At 38.4% G+C, this 21,380-nt stretch carries 20 protein-coding genes; 11 read left to right on the top strand and 9 right to left on the bottom strand.

The genetic code is table 11. From position 1 onward, the window contains the following. Nucleotides 1-169 precede the first annotated feature (169 nt). Together katG and B5X76_RS10675 are read left to right on the top strand one after the other, a co-directional pair. The gene (katG, locus tag B5X76_RS10680) at nucleotides 170-2,449 is read left to right on the top strand and encodes a catalase/peroxidase HPI (RefSeq protein WP_079643115.1); all 2,280 of its coding nucleotides are present in this window, start codon (nucleotides 170-172) and stop codon (nucleotides 2,447-2,449) included. A gap of 126 nt (nucleotides 2,450-2,575) precedes the next feature. Beyond that, complete coding sequence (locus B5X76_RS10675) at nucleotides 2,576-3,754, top strand: trans-sulfuration enzyme family protein (RefSeq protein ID WP_079643103.1); 1,179 nt, start codon at nucleotides 2,576-2,578, stop codon at nucleotides 3,752-3,754. 54 nt (nucleotides 3,755-3,808) lie between these two features. Here B5X76_RS10675 and B5X76_RS10670 read toward each other — a convergent pair whose 3' ends face one another. After that, complete coding sequence (locus tag B5X76_RS10670) at nucleotides 3,809-4,375, bottom strand: hypothetical protein (protein WP_079643102.1); 567 nt, start codon at nucleotides 4,373-4,375, stop codon at nucleotides 3,809-3,811. Nucleotides 4,376-4,910: 535 nt separating this feature from the next. On the opposite strand from B5X76_RS10670, the gene B5X76_RS10660 reads away from it, so the two are divergent. Together B5X76_RS10660 and B5X76_RS10655 are read left to right on the top strand one after the other, a co-directional pair. After that, the gene (locus tag B5X76_RS10660) at nucleotides 4,911-5,840 is read left to right on the top strand and encodes a lysylphosphatidylglycerol synthase transmembrane domain-containing protein (RefSeq protein WP_079643100.1); all 930 of its coding nucleotides are present in this window, start codon (nucleotides 4,911-4,913) and stop codon (nucleotides 5,838-5,840) included. Beyond that, a complete protein-coding gene (locus tag B5X76_RS10655) occupies nucleotides 5,840-6,550 on the top strand; it encodes an SDR family NAD(P)-dependent oxidoreductase (protein WP_079643099.1) in 711 nt (236 codons plus the stop codon). The genes B5X76_RS10660 and B5X76_RS10655 overlap by 1 nt, the downstream gene beginning before the upstream one ends. A gap of 101 nt (nucleotides 6,551-6,651) precedes the next feature. On the opposite strand, the gene B5X76_RS10650 is transcribed toward B5X76_RS10655, so the two are convergent. From B5X76_RS10650 to B5X76_RS10635, 4 genes are read right to left on the bottom strand one after another with little or no spacing between them, the layout of a single operon-like run. Next, nucleotides 6,652-8,016, bottom strand: coding sequence for an alpha/beta hydrolase family protein (locus B5X76_RS10650; RefSeq protein ID WP_079643098.1), 1,365 nt, complete (start codon nucleotides 8,014-8,016; stop codon nucleotides 6,652-6,654). A 4-nt stretch (nucleotides 8,017-8,020) separates the two neighbouring features. Further along, nucleotides 8,021-8,605: a hypothetical protein gene (locus B5X76_RS10645; RefSeq protein ID WP_139375271.1), complete on the bottom strand. Its 585-nt coding sequence runs from the start codon at nucleotides 8,603-8,605 to the stop codon at nucleotides 8,021-8,023. Continuing rightward, nucleotides 8,598-9,074, bottom strand: a complete 477-nt coding sequence (locus B5X76_RS10640; protein ID WP_079643096.1) for a hypothetical protein — start codon at nucleotides 9,072-9,074, stop codon at nucleotides 8,598-8,600. The genes B5X76_RS10645 and B5X76_RS10640 overlap by 8 nt, the downstream gene beginning before the upstream one ends. Next, nucleotides 9,064-9,336 (bottom strand): DUF2089 family protein, encoded by a 273-nt coding sequence (locus tag B5X76_RS10635; RefSeq protein WP_079643095.1) that lies wholly within the window; start codon nucleotides 9,334-9,336, stop codon nucleotides 9,064-9,066. The genes B5X76_RS10640 and B5X76_RS10635 overlap by 11 nt, the downstream gene beginning before the upstream one ends. 197 nt (nucleotides 9,337-9,533) lie before the next feature. Here B5X76_RS10635 and B5X76_RS10630 point away from each other — a divergent pair, with 197 nt between their 5' ends. Next, nucleotides 9,534-10,271, top strand: a complete 738-nt coding sequence (locus B5X76_RS10630; RefSeq protein WP_079643094.1) for a lysophospholipid acyltransferase family protein — start codon at nucleotides 9,534-9,536, stop codon at nucleotides 10,269-10,271. On the opposite strand, the gene B5X76_RS10625 is transcribed toward B5X76_RS10630, so the two are convergent. Both B5X76_RS10625 and B5X76_RS10620 read right to left on the bottom strand, forming a co-directional pair. Then, nucleotides 10,268-11,332: a glycosyltransferase family 2 protein gene (locus tag B5X76_RS10625; protein WP_079643093.1), complete on the bottom strand. Its 1,065-nt coding sequence runs from the start codon at nucleotides 11,330-11,332 to the stop codon at nucleotides 10,268-10,270. The two genes, B5X76_RS10630 and B5X76_RS10625, sit on opposite strands and share 4 nt — an antisense overlap. A 49-nt stretch (nucleotides 11,333-11,381) precedes the next feature. After that, nucleotides 11,382-12,356 carry a lysylphosphatidylglycerol synthase domain-containing protein gene (locus B5X76_RS10620; RefSeq protein ID WP_079643092.1) on the bottom strand — a complete coding sequence of 325 codons (975 nt, stop codon included), beginning with the start codon at nucleotides 12,354-12,356 and terminating at the stop codon, nucleotides 11,382-11,384. A 93-nt stretch (nucleotides 12,357-12,449) separates the two neighbouring features. Between B5X76_RS10620 and ruvC the strand changes: the two genes are divergently transcribed. After that, nucleotides 12,450-13,013 carry a crossover junction endodeoxyribonuclease RuvC gene (gene ruvC, locus B5X76_RS10615; protein ID WP_079643091.1) on the top strand — a complete coding sequence of 188 codons (564 nt, stop codon included), beginning with the start codon at nucleotides 12,450-12,452 and terminating at the stop codon, nucleotides 13,011-13,013. Here ruvC and B5X76_RS10610 read toward each other — a convergent pair. Further along, a complete protein-coding gene (locus tag B5X76_RS10610) occupies nucleotides 13,010-14,053 on the bottom strand; it encodes a hypothetical protein (protein WP_079643090.1) in 1,044 nt (347 codons plus the stop codon). The two genes, ruvC and B5X76_RS10610, sit on opposite strands and share 4 nt — an antisense overlap. A 282-nt stretch (nucleotides 14,054-14,335) precedes the next feature. On the opposite strand from B5X76_RS10610, the gene B5X76_RS10605 reads away from it, so the two are divergent. From B5X76_RS10605 to B5X76_RS10585, 5 genes are all read left to right on the top strand, one after another. Further along, nucleotides 14,336-14,806 (top strand): Lrp/AsnC ligand binding domain-containing protein, encoded by a 471-nt coding sequence (locus B5X76_RS10605; RefSeq protein WP_079643089.1) that lies wholly within the window; start codon nucleotides 14,336-14,338, stop codon nucleotides 14,804-14,806. A 188-nt stretch (nucleotides 14,807-14,994) separates the two neighbouring features. After that, nucleotides 14,995-16,869 carry a DNA mismatch repair endonuclease MutL gene (gene mutL, locus B5X76_RS10600; RefSeq protein WP_079643088.1) on the top strand — a complete coding sequence of 625 codons (1,875 nt, stop codon included), beginning with the start codon at nucleotides 14,995-14,997 and terminating at the stop codon, nucleotides 16,867-16,869. Between the two features lie 10 nt (nucleotides 16,870-16,879). Further along, nucleotides 16,880-17,593, top strand: coding sequence for a rhomboid family intramembrane serine protease (locus B5X76_RS10595; RefSeq protein ID WP_079643087.1), 714 nt, complete (start codon nucleotides 16,880-16,882; stop codon nucleotides 17,591-17,593). A gap of 50 nt (nucleotides 17,594-17,643) precedes the next feature. Then, nucleotides 17,644-18,519 (top strand): rhomboid family intramembrane serine protease, encoded by an 876-nt coding sequence (locus B5X76_RS10590; protein WP_079643086.1) that lies wholly within the window; start codon nucleotides 17,644-17,646, stop codon nucleotides 18,517-18,519. Then, a complete protein-coding gene (locus tag B5X76_RS10585) occupies nucleotides 18,519-19,631 on the top strand; it encodes an endonuclease/exonuclease/phosphatase family protein (RefSeq protein WP_079643085.1) in 1,113 nt (370 codons plus the stop codon). Before B5X76_RS10590 ends, B5X76_RS10585 begins: the two co-directional genes overlap by 1 nt. Here the strand turns inward: B5X76_RS10585 and B5X76_RS10580 are convergent. Further along, nucleotides 19,628-21,250 carry a S41 family peptidase gene (locus tag B5X76_RS10580; RefSeq protein WP_079643084.1) on the bottom strand — a complete coding sequence of 541 codons (1,623 nt, stop codon included), beginning with the start codon at nucleotides 21,248-21,250 and terminating at the stop codon, nucleotides 19,628-19,630. The genes B5X76_RS10585 and B5X76_RS10580 overlap by 4 nt on opposite strands. Nucleotides 21,251-21,380 lie beyond the last annotated feature (130 nt).

Below are 21,380 nucleotides of genomic sequence, written 5' to 3'. Positions count from 1 at the left end.
AGATACTACATATTATTTATTATCTATTACTATGTAACCTTATAGATTTTGACTATAGTACATCGAATGATTCGATGTACATGAAGGATAGTATTTGTGTAATTTTATGAACATGGTAATCAAACAATTTGACCATTTAACGTATTATATAAATAAACTTTCTTTTCATATGGACAATAACGAAAAAGACATTAGCAAATGTCCATTTCACAATGGGACAATGCGCAACGCCGTTGCGGGTGGAGGAACTCAGAACCAGGATTGGTGGCCAAATAGGCTTCGTGTAGATCTGTTGAGGCAAAATGCCAGCAAATCAAATCCAATGGATGAGGGGTTTGATTATGCAGAAGCGTTCAAAAATCTGGATTTGGGCGCTGTAAAAAGAGATTTGCATGCATTGATGACGGATTCACAAGATTGGTGGCCCGCAGATTTTGGGCATTATGGTCCGTTATTTATCCGAATGGCTTGGCACAGCGCAGGTACCTATAGGGTAAGTGATGGCCGCGGTGGAGCTGTTTCTGGACAGCAACGTTTTGCACCTTTGAATAGCTGGCCTGATAATGTAAGTCTGGATAAAGCGCGTCGTTTATTGTGGCCCATCAAACAAAAATATGGCAAGAACATTTCTTGGGCGGATTTATTGATCTTAACGGGTAATGTTGCATTGGAATCTATGGGATTTAAAACCTTTGGTTTTTCAGGTGGCCGTGTCGACGCGTTTGAACCGGAATTGGACGTATATTGGGGTTCTGAAAAAACATGGTTAGGTGGCGACATTCGTTATGCTCATGGTTCAGAAGGAGTGGTTGAATCACATGGTGTTTTATCTGCAGACGATGACGCGGATGGTAAACAACATTCACGAAACCTTGAAAAACCGCTTGCAGCTGTACAGATGGGATTGATTTATGTTAACCCAGAGGGGCCGGATGGAAATCCTGATCCTATCGCTGCAGCAAAGGACATCAGAGATACATTTGGACGTATGGCCATGGATGATGAAGAAACTGTGGCTTTAATTGCTGGAGGTCATACTTTTGGGAAAACGCACGGAGCGGGTCCTGCCGATAATGTTGGAAAAGAACCTGAAGCGGCAGGAATCGAGCAACAGGGGCTTGGTTGGCAGAGTACTTACGGTAGTGGAGTCGGGCCAGATGCGATCACGAGCGGCCTGGAGGTCATCTGGACACAAAAACCTACGGAATGGACCAATCTTTTCTTTAAGAACCTCTTTGAGTATGAATGGGAATTGACAAAGAGTCCTGCGGGGGCACACCAGTGGGTTGCCAAAGGCGCTGATTCAAGTATTCCAGATCCTTTCGATCCCGACAAAAAACGTAGGCCAACGATGTTGACAACCGACTTATCATTGCGTTTTGATCCTATTTATCAAAAGATTTCACGTAAATTTTATGAGGATCAGGATGCATTTGCAGATGCATTTGCGCGCGCTTGGTTTAAATTGACACATCGGGATTTGGGTCCTCGTGAACGTTATTTGGGCACGGAGGTTCCAACTGAAGAACTATTGTGGCAAGATCCTATTCCTGTTGTAGATCATGCTTTGGTCGATGCGGATGATATTGCTATGCTAAAATCTGAAATATTGAATGCTGGACTCAGCATAGCTGAGCTGGTAAGTACTTCATGGGCATCTGCTTCTACTTTTCGCGGATCGGACATGAGAGGCGGGGCAAATGGAGCAAGGATACGTTTGGCTCCTCAGCGTTATTGGCAAGTCAATAATCCGTCACAATTACAGAAGGTACTCACTGCGCTTGAACAAATTCAACAGAACTTTAATAGAAGTCAACAAGGGGGGAAAAAGATATCTTTAGCTGACCTAATCGTTCTAGGTGGGGCAACTGCTATAGAGCAGGCTGCACGAGCAGCTGGACATGAGATCAAAGTACCATTCAGTCCCGGACGTATGGATGCTACTCAAGAGCAAACTGACGTGGAATCTATGGGATATCTTGAGCCTATTGCAGATGGATTCAGAAATTATCGCAAGGGAGTATATACCGTTTCTACAGAAGCATTATTGATAGACAAAGCACAGCTGTTAACTTTATCAGTTCCCGAGTTAACGGTATTGATAGGAGGTCTGCGTGTGCTTCAAGCGAATTTTGACGGCTCTCAATTAGGTGTGATGACTGATCGTCCCGGTCAATTGACCAATGATTTTTTTGTTAACCTATTGGATATGGGAACAGTATGGAAAGCAATTTCTCCAGATCGGGAAGTTTTTGAAGGGTCAGATCGTAGATCTGGAGCTAAAAAATGGGAAGCAGGCAGGGCGGACCTTGTTTTTGGTTCGAATGCTGAACTAAGAGCTGTTGCCGAAGTATATGGCAGTGCCGATGCTAAAGAAAAATTTGTACAAGATTTTGTGAAAGCATGGAATAAGGTGATGGAACTGGATCGTTTCGACCTGCACCGTTAGAATTGTCGAGCGAAATATGTACCCTAATAGAAAATGACAAAAAAAGCTACCAAAAAGGTAGCTTTTTTTTGTATAAGCAGTAAATAGGTTTTATTTTTATAAAAAAATAAAAATAATTGTATACGGATGAAAAAAGATCAATCCCGAATAATTAGAGAACAGGCACCTCGTTCTTCTACAAGAGAGCATTCTGTCCCTCTTTATTTGACCTCAAGCTTTATATTTGACAGTGCAGAACAGGGTCGGGCTATTTTTGCAGAAGAAGAAGAAGGAATGGTCTACTCTCGTTATGCTAATCCTAATACATCCGAATTTATTAATAGAGTATGTGCTCTAGAGTCTGCGGAATCCGGATTAGCTTTTTCTTCGGGCATGGCTGCCGTTTTTGCGTCCTTTGCAGCATTCGTTGAAAATGGCGATCATATTGTATCCAGCCGGGCGATTTTTGGTTCCACACATCAGTTATTAACCCAACTATTACCAAGATGGGGAGTTACAACAACTTATGTAGATAGTGCAGACATTAGCGCATGGGAAAATGCAATACAACCCAACACAAAAATACTTTTCCTGGAATCACCTTCTAACCCAGGGCTCGAGTTATATGACTTAGAACAACTAGGCAGACTAAAAGCAAAGTATCCAAATATCATTTTCTCGATAGATAATTGCTTTGCCACGCCGTATCTTCAAAAACCCTTAAAATATGGTTTTGATCTCTCCATACATTCAGCAACCAAATACATGGATGGACAAGGACGCGTATTAGGCGGGGTAATTGTTGGAAACACGACGTTAATGAATAAACTCATGTTCTTTATCCGTCACACAGGACCAGCAATGTCGCCTTTCAATGCATGGGTATTGTCCAAAAGTCTGGAAACCTTAGGTCTCCGTATGGATAGACATTGTTCTAATGCATTGGCTGTAGCGGAGGTTCTGGAAAAGCACCCTGAAATAGAAACGGTAAAGTATCCATTTCTGCCATCTCACCCTCAATACACATTGGCACAAAAACAGATGAAAGCAGGTGGCGGTATCGTCACTTTTGAAGTGAAGGGAGGCAAAGAACGTGCCTTTAAATTTATTGACGCTTTGGAAATGATCTTGTACACGTCGAACTTAGGCGACTCCAGGACCATTGCGACACACCCTGGCTCAACAACACATTCTAAACTAACAGAAGCAGAACGCGAGAATTTAGGGATTAAACCTGGTACTATCCGTCTCTCTGTTGGACTCGAAGACAAAGAAGACATTATCGAAGATATTCTACAGGCGATAAGTAAATCGCTGATAAAATAAAAGGCATGATGATCCACCAATTGGTGGATCATCATGCCTTTTATTTTATATTGGTTAATCTGCTCTTTTTGAAAAATTAAAAACAAGATGTCCTTTTGAACCGTTATCCAAAGGAATTGGCATTTTCAACACCATCGATTCTTGGTCTGCAAAAGATAAACCTAATCTATATCCACTTGTCACGTTTGCAGCCTTATCACCTGCGTACAACTTTTTGAACTGAAATTCTGGTTCACCCCCCATTTTTCCTGGATCATAGATAGACCAGATAATAGTACGGACAGCACCATCTGCACACAGTGTACCTGATGAATTAAATGATATACTTCCTCTGTAATTACCCCCCGGCAAATGCCACACACTGCCGATAAAACATTCAACAGGAGCTTCGTCGAAAATATTTTTGATCGTATATGAATCTGGTATATCTTGACGAGTCACCGAATTTAAAACCCAGGTCCCCTTAACTCCCGAGCGCCATTGCGAAGCAGATGGCCCAGTCGCAGCAGCGGTAGAAGAACCATTGTTGACATTGGATGCTCCTTTTTTCTGAGCTCCACATGATGTGATCAACATAATCACCGTAAAAAGTGATAACAGGGAAAGAATACGTTTACGCATAATATAATTATTAAGTAATCTATGATGTATATTTGCAAAGATATAAAACTTGATATCTTAATCAGCGATGGCATCCAAAAATCATACCATAAGTAGAATAGTAGCTAAAACTTTAGTTCGTCTACTTATTATCATCTTGGCATTTTCCATTTATCTCTATTTTGCAAAGGGAGAACAAATGGCTTCTACTGTACATTTTGAGAACATGTGGTCTATAGCATTCCCAATTGTATTGTTTATAATCGTATTTGTGCTTCTATTCCTCGTCTTGAAACACAAATTTATACATGGTGATGTCAATTGGCTATTTTCACTTTCCTGTATCTTTTTAATAGTCTATCTTATTTTATTGTACTCAAGGATATATCCCATAGTATGAAGAAATATCCATACGAGTCGGTACAAGACTTTGACCATTGAAAATCAAACCGAGTGAAGCGAGCTCATTTATACAAATGAAAACGAACATTCATAAATAATTTAATACGTATGAATATGATACGTACTTTTGTGGGCTACTAAAAGTTAAATTAGCATGAAGAAAAAAACAACACTAAATGTTGTAAAAAATATATTCAAAGTCATTGTAACACTAGGTGCACTGTATTGGGTAGCCCAAAAAATTGATTTTGAACAGTTAAGAGATACTTTATCAGATTCAAATTGGCTATTCCTTTTTTTGGCGCTTTGCTGTTACGTTCTGTCCTTAATCACCGCTTCTTCGCGATTAAATAGCTTTTTTAAAACGATTGGGTTGAAACTTTCCGAATACTATAACCTCAAGTTATATTCTCTAGGCTTAATATACAATTTCTTTCTCCCCGGAGGTGTTGGTGGAGACGCATACAAAGTTTACTTTCTGAAAAAAAAATACTCTTTTTCAGGACGAAGCTTGCTTAGTGCTGTCTTTTTTGACCGGCTAAGTGGTCTATGGGCCATGGCGATTGTTTCCTGTACTTTAGTTGTATTCATGCCCCGTCTCGCAATCCCAAATACGGTAACAATAACTGCTGCCGCAGTAGGAAGCATATCCTATCTGTACATACTTTATCTCTTTTTCAGACCTTTTGCCCAGCGATTTATGCAAACGCATTTCAAAGCATTGATGGTACAAGGATTTCAGGTATTGAGTGCGATCTGTATCCTATACGCACTGGGCCATGACGAAAAATTCTCTCCCTATTTACTCATATTTTTGGTTTCATCGATTGTCGCGATTATTCCATCCATTGGTGGAGCAATCGGAATTCGCGAAGCATTTGCCGCTACAGCTGCTAAATATATTCAGATAGACGATCAATTGGCAATAACAGTAAGTTTGATTTTCTATGTTATATCACTTGTCTCATCTCTTCCTGGCATATATTTTATATTCAAACCAAGTTCTTTGGGCGAAGACAGGCTACCTTCTGCAGCGGAAGTGGAAAAAGAAATTGACAAAGAAACTTTAGAAGAAAACGCATAATGGCAAATATTATAATTACAGGTGCCAGTAGTGGTATCGGCTTTGAAGCGGTACTAGACCTCACTGCAAAAAAAGAAAATAATGTAATCGCGCTGGCTCGATCTGCAGATAAATTACGTAAGCTGCATGAAATTGCTTCGTCTTTAAATCACGATGGGGGGAAACTATATCCTGCACAATTTGACATTGTGTATGATAATTACTCCGAGTCTTTGGTTCCGTTTATAAAATCGAAGTTTGAAAAAGTCGACATACTAATCAATAATGCTGGTGCATTAATTAACAAACCATTTTTAGAGAGTTCTGCCGAAGACTTTGCACAAATGCTGCAGAGCAATTTATTGGGTCATATAAATATGATCAAACATGTTGTCCCTTTGATGACCGATGGGGGGCATATTGTAAATATCAGTAGCATGGGTGGTTTTCAAGGATCTGCAAAATTCCCAGGCTTGAGCGCTTATTCTAGCAGCAAAGCAGCACTCGCAGTATTGACAGAGTGTCTTGCAGAAGAGTTTAAAGAAAAAGGAATTAAGGTTAATTGTCTTGCATTGGGTTCTTCACAAACGGAGATGTTTGAAGCAGCCTTCCCTGATGCTGAAGCAGGAACCTTAGCTTTTGAAATGGGACGCTATGTAGCTGAATTTGCCCAAAATGGCGCAAAATACTATAATGGAAAAATACTCCCGGTAGCAAATACAACACCATAAAAAGGAGCTTTAAAAGCTCCTTTTTTTTCTGAAAGTGTTCGTATTTAATGGACATCAAGAACTTTCATGCCTGTTGGTGATCTAGAGGCATCATGAAAGTTTTATAAACGTTTTATCCACACTGCTATATCCTGCAATACCTGTATATTCATCGTTTCTTCTATCTCAACATATTCATCCACACGCCCCGTTTTAGCTTTTTGAAACAGATGATTCAACCCGTCGTACTCTTTCAATATATTTTTCTTGTTCTTAGGCAAGAGATCAAACAGACTTTTTAGATTAATGTCAGCAGGTACCTGAACATCCAAAGACCCAAAGGCCGCAAAAACCGGCACATTAATTTTACGTATATATTTTTCGGGTTCTATACGCAGAAAATAACGATAAGCAGGGGCCAACATAGTCATTAATTCTGTGCGCATTTGGGCATTTTGTTTATTTTCAGAGGTAATACCCAAATTCTTCATTAATGTCTCATAGGCAGTTTTTGTATCTAAAGCTCCCTTCACCACCTCAAAGTTCTTTACATTGATTTGCTTAGCTACTTCTAGGTTAAAATCGGACATTCCATTCGCCTTTCCTATCGCATACAGTTGTGCAACCATAAGATCATTGATAGCAATAGCTGGCCCTGCTAAGGATACAATAAAAGATAAATCAGGCAAGCCTTGTCCAGCAAGCAATTCTGCGATCAATCCCCCCTCACTATGCCCTATGACGCCAATCTTTCGGGCATCAACCTGCTTTTGCTTTTTCAAAAATGCTAGTGCAGCAATAGCATCTTTACTAAAATTTTCGATCGTGCTTGTTTCAAATAGACCTGTACTCTTCCCTACTCCGCGATCGTCATAACGCAATACTACAATCCCCTGTTTTGTTAAATAATCGGCCAACACTTTGAATGGTTCGTGTCCAAAAAGTGCTTCATTTCTGTTTTGGGGTCCCGATCCTGTCAACAACACAACCGCAGGATAACGTCCAGCTTTCTTCGGCAAAGTCAGCGTACCGGCCAGTGTTATTTTATCATAATCATTTTTAAATTCAACATCCAATGTATCATAGCTGTAAGGAGGTATGGGCTCTTGTGGGCGCTTCAATGCTTTTAAAGTTTTAGTTGTCCCATTTTTTCGAACAAGAGTAAGGGGTAATTCAACTCCATTTTGGGCAAAAGTAGCTTTAATGCTATCAGATCCCAACAATCGGCCTATAACCTTTATCCCACCTTGTAAACGAACAAATAGCGAATCCCCCTTGACATTGATATCGCCAGAAATTCCGCTAACTCCCTGTTTGGGACTATCTGCTGTCACCTTCCACTGGCCATCAGACTGATGTAGATTCAAAATAAAAGGTAGTGTGGCACTCCCAAAACGCAGATCTCCTTGCCAACTCCCTTCATAAGTCTGCGAAAAACCTATACAAGACTGGAAAAACAGAATGCATAAAATAACAAATCCCTTCATTAACTTATTGATATATATTTAAAAACTGTAATACGGTATTCCAAATCAGGATTAACAAAACTATCGCGATAGTATCCGACCCTTTTTTACTATTTATTGCAATTTTCATTCCCTTAACGAGTATCGTAAAAAAAAGCACCAAACACCCTATAGAGAACACGCCAAAAACAAGCATCAATAGTATTTTATCTTTGGGTAGAGAAGCGGGATTATCCATATGATCTAAAACTAAAAACTCCATTGATTTCAAAAAATCAGTTACACTGGGAATCGCACTTACAACAAGCAACAGATACATCGCTAAATGCGCTATACCTACTGCATTGAACACATCGATCAAACGTGTTTTCCGGTAGCGAAGTAGCGCAAAAAAATATAGCGTCAATGTATTTATTACAATGGTGATCGAAAGGTTATACAAAGCGATATACCACTCTTTTGGTTTTACGTTGATTACTTTTAACGAGCCCAGCAACATGGTATCGCTGTAGTACGTTGCAAGCCAAGCCAACAAAAAACCAAACAAACTGACCAAGAGGAGCTTTATTTCCGTAAAATTTTCAAAGGGATTTAATACAGTTTTAGTCATTTTCATTTATTTTAGGCAATAATTTTTCTACTTCTTCGGGCTTTTGTGTACCAATCAAGATTTTTCGTCCATTCTTAAGTTCTAACTGGATCCCGTATCTTCCTTTTGTGCTGTATGCTATTCCACCATTGCCCAATCGATACCCCCAACCGCCAAATTCCATCCAATCATATCTCCGAACATAGACTTTTGCCATACTACTCCAATACCAACGTCTGCGCCATGCGAATGGAATAAAAGTAATCGTAATGCCTTCATCGTCTATTGTTGTACAAAGCTGACTAAACATAAAAAACAAAAAGACAGGTAACATAATACATAGCCCCACAGATAATCCCTTTATTCCAGTTGTTTGATACTGTTGATAGGCATCGTAAGCAATATATAACATGACGAAAGAAAGCAGAATCATTAACCAACGTGTCAAAAAACTTTGCTTCTCCTTAAATGTTTCAACTTTATTTTTCATCTTGAAATGCTTTTATTTTTAATATTAAATCATCCAGTCTATTTCGGACTGTAGGATAACTTTTACCAAGCTTACTGGCCATATCTTTGATACTACCGGAACTGAGCAGAAACTCCAAAACAAACCCCTGCTCCTCAGCATCCAACTGCATGAATACAGGTAGCTCGTAAGCACCTGAAACTGTCGTACCACAATTGGAACAATGGAGGTTCGCAACTTGTAACTTGTCTTCACAACTTGGACATCGTATAGGTAATTTCATATTAATAAATTGTATTAAACAATGAACATTAAGAACAAATATATAAACATTATCAATACAATACTTAATATAATTAAAGTTTTATTTGACATTTTAAACATTTACATCAACAATCATCAAGTAAACTAGTTAATTAGAGTCTTTTGATTATTGCATATAAGCTGTAATTTATCTAAGTTTGCTGCTTTACTTTTTGTATGAAAAAAATTATTGGATATTTCCTCACACCTATTTTCTATATCTGTTTTTCAGTATTACTTTTAATCTTCCATCCAATTCAATGGCTATGCCTTAAGATCGGTGGTTATTCCGCCCATAAAAAGAGTGTTGATATTTTGAACTTTTTCCTGACAGCCTGCAATTATACATTGTTTAATAGTGTACGATTCACCGGACAGGAGAAACTACCTAAAGGAGTACCGATTATCTTCGTAGCAAATCATCAGAGTATGTTCGATATACCGGCGATGATATATCATTTGAGGGAATATCATGCTAAGTTTATTTCAAAAATCGAACTTGCCCAGGCTGGAATTCCGAGTATTTCCTTCAACTTGCTTCATGGAGGTGCTGCCAATATCGACAGAAAAGATTCCAAACAGTCGATTTCTGAAATATTAAAGCTGGCGAACAATATGAAGCAAAAGAATTGGTCAGCCGTGATATTCCCAGAGGGAACCCGTACCAAGACCGGTAAAATGAAAAGCTTTTCTGTCGGTGGAATTGCTACGTTATTAAAGAAAAATCCAAATGCATTAATTGTACCGATAGCTATTAAAGGTTCTTATCAAATGGTTCAATACGGCATGTTTCCGCTGCAACCATTCACTAACATGTCTTGGGAGGTGTTAGCGCCTATCCAAACAGAGGGATTAACAGCAGAAGAAATTGTTAAAAAGGCGGAAGATAGGATAAGGGAAAAAGTAGAAAATTAATTTACCTGTCTCCCTTTCCAATCGTATTTACCAGTATTACCTGCGATACCGATATATACGATATAGAAACTATGCACAATAGATAAGATAGGCACATACTTTAAGAGATCCCTTCGCTTCATAAATGAGGTTATTGGTGCCATAAAAATAAATTCGACAATAATCTTTAGCCCAAAAGCTGTCAGCAAAATCCAATTAAATTCGGGCAACCGTAAGAAAAAAGCAAACAATGATACCAAAAGGGCTAAATTGAATGCCCAAATACTCACACCAAGGGCTACAACCTTCTTATCTTTGTATTTAGTGCTCTTTGAAGCCCAACGCTTACGTTGACTAATGAAGGACTTTAAATCAGGTTTAGCATCGGTATATACAATTGCTTCTGTAGATTTGCAAAATCCTATACGGTCGGCATACTTTGCAGCCACTTTGTGCAAGAAAAGTTCATCATCACCCGAAGCCAGATTCTCAATGCCTTTAAATCCGTCCATTTCATAGAAAACGGCTTTTTTGTAAGCAAGATTTGCCCCATTACAGGTTGTTGGAGAGCCATTACCTATACCTGCTGCACCCAAACCAATAAGGTACATAAATTCTAATGTCTGTAATTCTTCAAAATGCGTCTTTTCTTCAGAATACATCACTGGCGATGATACCAAGTAGCTCTTATTCGTCTCAAAATACTGCGCTATGGTTTTCAACCAGTTTTTACCCATCCGACAATCTGCATCTGTCGTCACGATGATATCGCCGGTAGACATCTCGATAGCTTTGGTAATCGCATACTTTTTGTAGGAATTCAACTTATCCCCAACAGAAAGTTGCAAAAGCTTAACTCCTCTATCCGAATATGAACGTACGATATCGGCAGTCCTATCAATGGAGTGATCATCTACAATAATAAGTTCTAAACTTTCTGTTGGAAAATCTTGACTTAATACACACTCTATAGTCCGTGCGATATTTTCCTCTTCATTTCGTGCTGCAATCAGCACAGAAATTTTTTCTTGAATTATTTTATTCTGTTCAAAATAAGGGATGCGCGACCAACCTTTACGCATGTAAAGGACGAGAGAGACGTAAATTATAGCACAAAAAACGAGAGCGGAATTAAGAATTATTATCACTTAAATAATTAACATTCAGTACAAAAAAAGAACCAATAATAGCGGGCAAAATCAAGTTAACAAACCAGATACAAGAAACGATAGCCATAACCGCGATTTCTTGTGTGGTGACATAACTATAGAGATTGCTAGCAACAAAACTACGAACACTGAAGTCAAATATATCCAATGACGGTACAGCTGCTTGCACAAAGAAAAGAATAAAAATCATTAAAATCATAGATACCAGTGGTATTTCGGGCAAAATGACGACCATCAGTATTACATATTGCGAGGTAAAAATAATAAACCTTGCCAGAGAAAGAAGTAGAACATAAAGAAGATCCTTGGAACTAACATCTTTGAGTATCGAAAAGAATGGACTCACCTTACGCAACCACTTCACGCGAGCCACGAGCTGATCGACCCAGTGTACGTTGAAATACAACAAAAGAAACGCAAACGCATAAATTATGGCAATCATCCATATCGAAAAGATTACTGAAGTGGGAGTGTCTATAAAAACGGTAATAAACCATGCAATACTCAGCGCCCCAAAAAAACTGGTCAAAACCAATTGAGCAAAGAGCCCTACCCCCATCAACACAGCTCCTCGTGCACGATTTTGAGGCTGTAGCAATAATACTCGTCCACCATACTCGCCTATTCTATTTGGGGTGAATATAGCCCAGGTCAGTCCGCAAAATACCGATTGAATTGCCTTCCAATAACTTAATTGTTCTAACCCTTGACTTAAATACCGCCATTTCACCACCTCTAAAAACCAATTGCACAACATAAGAAAAACAACCACCGAAAGTGTGATATACATTGTTTCGGTAGGTATACTCTTCAACAATGATGTAAACTCAAACAGATTTTGTTGGTTATTGACCTTGCTAATAATAAACCATATCGCTAGACCAACAATGCCGAACTTGATGCCGTAATTAATATATTTTCGCTGTCCCTTTGTCAATTCAAAAAATTAGAAAGCACAATTTTAAGCATATTTTATGTAAACACGCCAATACTCGACAAAAGATAGTCAGCAATTACGTAATTTTGGCATATGCAAAAAGAAAAAGCCAAAGAACGAATTATTTTAGGGATAGATCCCGGAACAATCGTATTAGGCTACGGGATAATAAAAGAAGTAGGCAAGAAAATAACATTGGAATCCCTTGGTGTTATCAAAATGGGGCATCTTGATGACCACGGGCTTAAACTACAACGGATATTTAAAAAAACCTTAGCTCTGATTCAGGAATACAAACCTGATTGTGTCGCATTAGAAGCACCTTTTTACGGAAAAAACATCCAAGTGATGCTCAAGCTCGGTAGGGCACAAGGGGTAGCCATGGCTGCCGCGCTGAGCCAAGACATTCCCATATTTGAATATGCTCCACGAAAAATAAAGCAATCCGTAACAGGAAACGGAAGTGCCAGCAAAGAGCAGGTCGCTGCTATGCTCCAAAATTTACTTGGTTTTAAAGAGACACCTGAATTTCTAGATGCTACCGATGGTCTTGCTGTAGCTGTCTGTCACTCTTTTCAACAAAATAGTACCTCAGGAAGTAAAAGTTATTCCAACTGGTCCGCGTTTATCAAAGATAATAAGGATCGGATACGCTAGAGTTGCACTTGGCGGATCACATTCTTAACATTAAGCTCTACTATATCTGTCATACTCTCACACTTGAAATAACTCTCATTTGCATAATACTTGGCATACCCTTCTCTCAATTGCTGGATATTCTCCGTAGAGGAAAGTTGTTGCGATTTGGAAGCATCTCTTAAATCCTTGATACGATGCCGTTCGCTACGAACGCGGTGTACAATGGAAGAACGTTCTTCCTGTTGGTATTGCAATACCGTTCTGTCATTCAAATATTCCATACACAATTTAACATACGGAAGATTTTCTTTGAAAAACTGAGGCATATATACCTTTGGATTGCCTTCATAAAATTGTTGATCAAAATCGATCGCTCTTATGCGGAATTGAAAATCATCAAAATCCGGTGTTATCTGCATTACAAAATTGTACGCCCTCATATCCCCTAATAAAGAGATAATACAACGCTCATTAAATTTGACAAATTCCTTTGCTATCCGGGTTTGATTGTAATCGGGTGTCAAAATCCGATCTTTGCTAAAGACATCTCCAGGAATACCGACGATATGCTCTTCAACTAATGTATCTCTGTCATACACATAATTGACCTGATTAGGCGATAAGATTTCTTCCAACTCAAGACCGTATATGCGGGAAGCATCGGCTTGTTTTACATAAAAGTAATCATACACGTCATTTAGTCTATTCACGATACGTATTCGGAAAGGTTTTGTATTTCCAAAGGCGCAGTACTCAATTCGATCAATGATTTTATGTTCTACAATACGGGTATTTCCGGAAGCCTTAAGTACAGCGTAAACCACTTTGAGTCCTTCGTACAGCTGCTCCTGAAGATGAGGAGGGTATAAAGGTGTTTCCCAAAAGGTATCATTCCCATATTTATCCATTACCGGGACAGTCTCTTGAAAATACAGTAAATCGTAATAAGAAATGGGTAATCGAGCATCCCGTTGATACATTTTCAGGTATTTTAGCAAACCCTGTCCAACAGAAAATATAGGTTTCTTTCTCGAAATCTTAACGTCATCAATCTCCATAAAAAGCAACTTAAAACTTTAATTTTTATAAAGATAAATAAAAGTGCTAGCCTATAGAAATGGATATATTATTAAAATATTACAAAATACAATTCATTTTTTTTAGAAAATAAAAATACAATATGATTTTTTGTTATTAATTTTGAAAAAAATTGAAGATTAAAAAATCAGCTTTTTATAAATCTATTTTTTTAGACTATCTTACGGAAAACCTGATAGAGAGTCTTCATATTACATTTAGAAACACGATAACAACAAAACAATAGCATAAATTTATACTTCATGGAAAAAAACTATTCAAATTACGATTTAGATAATCTTGACGTTCAGATTTTATCCATTTTAATGGAAGATGCATCCATTCCTTACACAGAAATAGCAAAAAAACTCATTGTCTCCGGTGGAACCATTCATGTCCGAATGAAAAAAATGGAGGAATTGGGTATCATACACGGATCTAACTTAATCATCAACCCTCAAAAAGTTGGCTTTGATATAACAGCCTTTTTAGGCATTTACTTAGAAAAAGGATCTCAATATGTAGATGCTGTAGAGCAGCTCAGACAGGTAAAGGAGGTCGTAGAATTACACTACTGTACCGGTCAATACAGTATGTTTGCAAAGATAATATGTAAAGATACCGCCCATCTCCGCAAGGTACTTAATGAAGATATTCAGGGTCTAAAGGGTATTCAGCGCACAGAAACTATTATCTCTTTGGAAGAAAGTATTAAGAGACAAATCACCTTATAAAAACAATGATTAAAGCGCACTGATTAATACCTAATCGGTGCGCTTTATCTTTTCTCATTAATATTATTAATGAGCCAATCTCCCCCTATCCGCGACGGTCTTGTAGTATTCTACAATCGCTCTCGACGCTACTAAGAATACAGGATTTTGATATCACACATGAAGGTTTTTTTGTAACTTCGCATCGTATGTCTGATATTATTCAATTACTTCCAGATTCCGTTGCCAATCAGATCGCAGCTGGTGAAGTGGTTCAGAGACCCGCTTCGGCAGTGAAAGAACTTATAGAAAACGCTATTGATGCTGGAGCAGATAGAATTAAGCTTATTGTTAAAGATGCAGGAAAAACATTAATTCAGGTCATAGACAATGGCTGTGGAATGAGCGTAACTGATGCTCGACTATGTTTTGAACGCCACGCGACCAGTAAGATCCGAAAAGCGGAAGATCTTTTTGCAATTCGCACGATGGGCTTCCGGGGGGAGGCTATGGCCTCAATCGCCGCGATAGCGCAAGTAGAATTAAAGACCAAGCGTGTAGAAGATGAGTTAGGCACCGTCATTAATATTGAAGGGTCAAAAGTTGTTGATCAGCGTCCTGAAGCTCTTCCCTCAGGAACCAGCATCGCAATAAAGAATCTCTTTTATAACATTCCTGCCCGCAGAAACTTCCTGAAGAGCAATTCTGTGGAAATGCGTCATATAATAGATGAATTTCAGCGCATATCGTTAGCTAATCCGAGCATATTTTTTAGCCTGCACAGTGATAATAATGAAATCTTTCATTTATCGCCTGGAAGCTTAAAACAGCGAATAGTCCACCTTTTTGGCAATAACTATAATCAAAAACTTGTTCCGGTAGAAGAAGAAACGAGTATTATCAACATTCAAGGGTTTATTGGAAAACCAGAATACGCGAAAAAAACAAGAGGTGAACAATTCTTCTTTGTCAATAAAAGATACATAAAGGACCACTATTTGAATCATGCTATCATGAACGCCTATGAAGAGGTGCTACCTGCTGATAGCTTTCCACTTTATGTGTTGTTTATTGAAATAGATCCTGCGAAGATTGATATCAACGTACACCCTACAAAAACAGAGATCAAATATGAGGATGAAAAAGCGATATACGCTATCCTTCGTTCTGCAGTAAAACGTTCTTTAGGCCGATATAATATAGCACCTTCACTCGATTTTAATCAGGAGACTAGCTTTAGTAACCTGATTTCATCCAAGCCTCTTGACGAGATTCAAGCACCAACAATATCGTTCAACCCCAACTTCAATCCATTTGAAGGAGGAAGTGACCCTTCAACATTGTCTAAAACTTCTCGAGCAGAAAGCTATTCAAAAGGTCTGGAGAAAACAATTGGGATACCTCAAAATTGGGATACGTTATACCAAATCGCAGAGCAGGAAGATCCTATTCAACTACCGCTCCTTCCAACAGAATCAGACAGCGATGAGGTGTTCCAATCCAACAGTGAAAACAGGAAGGTCTTTTTTCAGTTACACAACAAGTATATTCTTTCTCAAATTCACTCGGGTTTTATGCTTATCGATCAACAGGCGGCCCATGAGCGGATCTTATTTGAACAGTATAAGGAACATTTGGAAAACAACAAAGGCTCAAGCCAACAAAGCCTTTTTCCGAGTACGCTGGAGCTTTCCGCATCGGATTTTGCGTTAATGGATGAACTTCTTCCGGAGCTTCAGACACTAGGCTTTCAGTTAAGACCATTTGGAAAAACAACTTACATCATAGATGGAATTCCGGCAGACCTTGGAACCAATGTTAATGAAGCCAAAATTGTCGATCAACTATTGGAGGATTACAAAAACAATGCATCCGAACTTACTCTTTCGAAAAGAGAGAATCTAGCGAGGAGCTTAGCCAAAAATGCGGCCATCAAACCAGGCACTCCATTAGATAATGAATCTATATCAGACTTGATCGATGCGTTATTTGCATGTGAGAGTCCTAATATCTCGATACATGGGAGACCTACAATTGTCACTATTACATTGCAGGAATTAATGGAAAAATTTAATAAATTTTAAAAAAGCATAGATGAATAACTTACTTGACAACCTTACACCAGTAGTCAAAAACCTACTAATTATAAATATCATATGCTTCATCGGTTCATTAATTTTTGAACCTGCAACCAGATGGTTTGGGGTGTATTATCCCGATTCTCCGTTTTTTCATATATGGCAGCCTATTACGTATATGTTCATGCATGGCGGTTTTAGCCATATTTTCTTTAACATGTTTGCATTAGTCATGTTTGGCCCAATCATCGAGCGCATGTTTGGATCAAAACGTTTCTTAAATTATTACCTTATCTGTGCTTTAGGTGCATTAGTTCTTCAGTATGGAGTACAGGCTATGGAAGTACAACAGATTACAGGAAATATGAGAGCGAGTACCTTTCTCAACTTCGATTTTGCACAAGATCGTGTGTCCACCTCTCTACCCCTTACGAAAGACAAATTTGACACATTAATTTCTATCTATGGAACACCAATGGTAGGTGCCTCTGGTGCAATATTCGGACTATTACTTGCTTTTGCTTATCTGTTTCCCAACATGCCTTTGTATTTCATGTTTATCCCTGTACCTATAAAAGCAAAGTATTTTGTCGGAGCTTATATTCTTATAGAAGTTTATCTTGGTTTTAATAACTCTGGTTCTTCAATTGCCCATCTAGCCCACGTTGGTGGAGCATTATTTGGCTATCTACTGATAAAAGCCTGGAAGATAAAAAAAGGATATTATTAACGAGTAATCATGATTTAAGGATAACGAACCTATAACATAAAGAAGATGACATGAAGGAAAATGTCTTAAAATCATTTATTAGAGACACGTATAAAAACACGTCACCTATCCCCTATATCATCACGGGACAGGTACTCATGTTTGTTTTACTTCATATTTTCGAACTATTAACATTTGACGAGGTCGTATCCTTAGATCTCTTTAGATGGACATATGAAAATCTAAGCCTTCCTATGTCATTCAAGGCATTCATTCAACAGCCTTGGACATTAATAACCCACCCCTTTTTATATCAGGGGATTTTCAATCTTCTATTCGATTGTCTCTGGCTATACTGGATTGGAAATATTTTTCTAAACTTTCTAAACAACAGGCAGTTCCTCACTGTATTTATAGGAGGTATATTGCTGGGTGGATTAGTTTTTCTAGGGATCAGCTCATTGCCTTATTACTCCAATCAAACAGCTTACTGGAACACTACAGCACTTGGATTAGCCGCCTTGATCAGCAGTGTGACGTTATTAGTTCCCAATTTAGAGGTACGTCTATTCATCTTTGGGAATGTCAAGTTGAAAACAATAGCGTTAATATATCTTGCGCTCGAGTTTGGATTTTTGATGGTAAGTAATCCAGTTACAGCAGTTGCTTATCTATTCATGGCCGGTTTTGGTATATGTTTTATGTGGCAACTCCAAAAAGGGAATGATTGGAGCAGATTTTTCAAAAGAAGCAAACGTCCACAGCACCTTAAGGTCGTGCAAGGTCAAAAGCACCAACATACTACTGAAAAAAGAAGACACCATTCTGATTTACCTAATCAGGAACTTATCGATCAAATACTAGACAAAATTTCGATAAGTGGTTATGAAAGTCTAAATTCGCAAGAGAAAGAAGTGCTTTTTAAAGCCAGTAAGCAGGATCAGTAATGACAAACCGATCATTTTTCCGTAAACGACTTGGATATTTTAGCAAGACGATATTTATTACAAATATTCTTGCTGTAGTCGCGTTACTATTGAGCTATTCTGCTTCTTTCATCGACCCGCAACAATTTTGGCCGATTGCTTTTTTCGGTCTAGCGTTTCTGCCCATTTTAATTATCAATATTGGCTTTATTATTTATTGGTTCTTAAGAAAAAAAAGATACATCCTACTTAGCTTACTAGCCATTGTATCCGGATGGAGCCTATTAGGCAAACATATTAATTTCAGAAATAGCAACGACAAGATAGTTGTTAAAGCGGACACCACACTAAGAGTGATGAGCTTTAATGTACATCTTTTTGAACGATACGACAGTCCAAAGGATAATTTTAGAGAGGAAACAGCAGAATTGGTAAACACAGTCAACCCAGACATCGTTTGCTTTCAGGAGTTTTACAGTCGCATTAGAGGATCTCGTCAATTCACTAAGATATTAAAAGAAGAAGGAAAATTTGAAGATTATTACTTCGAACCGGTGTCAAAAAATGACTATGAAGGATATGGCCAAGCTATATTTTCAAAGTTTCCCATTATAGACCACGGCACCATTTTTAAAAATGGATATGGTATCAACCGGATTATTTTTGCAGATATCAAACGGGAAGCAGATACGCTGCGTGTGTATAATGTGCACTTACGTTCATTTGCATTTCAAGAAGAAGATAAAGAATTTATCCAAAAGTCGGCCACCGCACAAGTGAAAGATGAGCAAAAAACAAAGCGCGTAGGACGTAAGCTTAAAACAGCATTTACCAACCGCAGTGAGCAGGCAAAATCATTACGTAAACATATCGAATCCTGTCCCTACCCTTATATTGTGATGGGAGATTTTAACGATACACCGATGTCATACAGCGTCAACAAGGTCGGACAAGGTATGTACAATGCTTTTGAAGAAAAAGGATTTGGATGGGGGGTTACCCATTTTGGATTACTCCCTTTGTTTCAAATTGACTATATCTTTTGCGAAAAATCCATCGCTGTCGACAATTATGGAATTGTTAACGAACGACTATCAGACCACTACCCGATATGGGCAGACCTGATTCACTAACCATTTGTTGATGTGATTAACGAAGTAGGGACTAATAACTCTATCGCTTTTTTTACATATTCATCTTTTCTATTCTTCACTTTAAAATAAGCCTCTCTACCAAAATAATACCGACCTACAATAGCTTCAATATCGGATTGAATAAGTGTTAAAAGCTCTTTACTCCTTCTCTCATTCACAATAATGTTCCTATCTTTCAAATAAAGAATAAATTTATCGTATTCCAACTGGGGCAAATGATACCCTTGAATAAAGTTCTCAATCGAATACGCCGGCAACTGCTTGGTAAACCGCTCATAAACAAACTGTTCAAGATAGCTTGATTTTATAATATCTTGATATAAAAGACTCAGCTCGTTGGAGTCAATGGAGATATTAACATCCGGCTTTATTCCACCCCCACTAAATAACTCCCTACCAGCCAACGTTTTGTACATCTGTGCATTCGCAAAAGTAGTATCTAGAACCCAGAGCCCTTTATACATACTGGCATAGTCGATCATATTGGACCAATTGGCCGTATACTTCTTTTGTATGCTTCGCCCTAGCGGCGTGTAATATCTGGAAATACTGAGATTTATCCTCGACCCGTCCAAAAAATCGAATTGTTCCTGCACGATACCTTTACCATACGATCTTCTTCCAACAACAGTCGCCCGATCCCAATCCTGTACTGCACCAGCGACAATTTCGGAAGCTGAGGCCGTACCCTCGTTTATCAAGACTATTAGTTTACCTTGCGTATACTCACCAGCTCCCTCCGAGTAGTATTCCCTCTTATTCTCGTGAGCCCCCTCAGTGTACACTAACATTTTACGGTCATTAAAAAACTCGCTAGCTAGACGTAGTGCTACGTGAAAATACCCCCCTCCATTATCACGTAGATCTAAAATCAGATTTTGAGCCCCCTGCTTTTTCAATTCCTTGATTGTCGCCTTAAAATCTTCAGCAGTCTTCAAGCCAAATCGTCGTATACGTATATATCCTATAGTGGGCTTAACCATATACGAAACATCAACCGAGCTAACTTTGATTTGGTCACGAACAACATGAAACGGATCTGTTCTTTCACGATTATCTCTCGCCACATAGATAGCAACGGAAGAGCCTTTCTTACCACGAACCATTTTATCCACTATATTTTGTCCTACTTTTCGTCCTGCCACCTGAGTAGAATCAATTCTCAGAATACGATCACCTACTTTCAATCCCGCTTTTTCTGCTGGTCCATCAGCGATTACCCCTACTACTAATAACGTATCATTAAGATTAAAAAACTCTAGCCCGATCCCTTCAAATGTACCTTCGAGAGCCTCAGATTGAGCCTGCGATTCATTTGGCAATAAATAAGATGAATAGGGGTCCAAATGGGCTACAATATGATTTATCGCTCCATTCTGTAAAGAGTCAACATTTAAGCTATCCACGTAGCTATTAGATAGAAGGTCGAGAACTTGTTGAATCTTATATGAATTGTCAGACAATCCTATAGGTACCAGCGAACTACCCGGATTATTGCTCTGTTGGTCTACATAATTTTGACCAAGAATCAATCCTAAAAACAAAGTTGCCGCATAAGTTGCAGCTACAAAAATATTCCGTCCAGTACCCTTTTGCATTTATTTAATCCGTATGCACTTAAACCAGGATTTAATTTGTTGTAATAATGGGAGTTTACCCTAAAAAAACAACAAACAAAGATACCAAAATAACTACCAAACTATTAAATGTCAACAAATAATTCCCAAT

Origin of the sequence: Sphingobacterium nematocida (assembly GCF_900168125.1) — a bacterium.
Taxonomy (GTDB): Bacteria; Bacteroidota; Bacteroidia; order Sphingobacteriales; family Sphingobacteriaceae; genus Sphingobacterium; species Sphingobacterium nematocida.
This window is presented reverse-complemented; position numbering and strand designations above follow the sequence as displayed.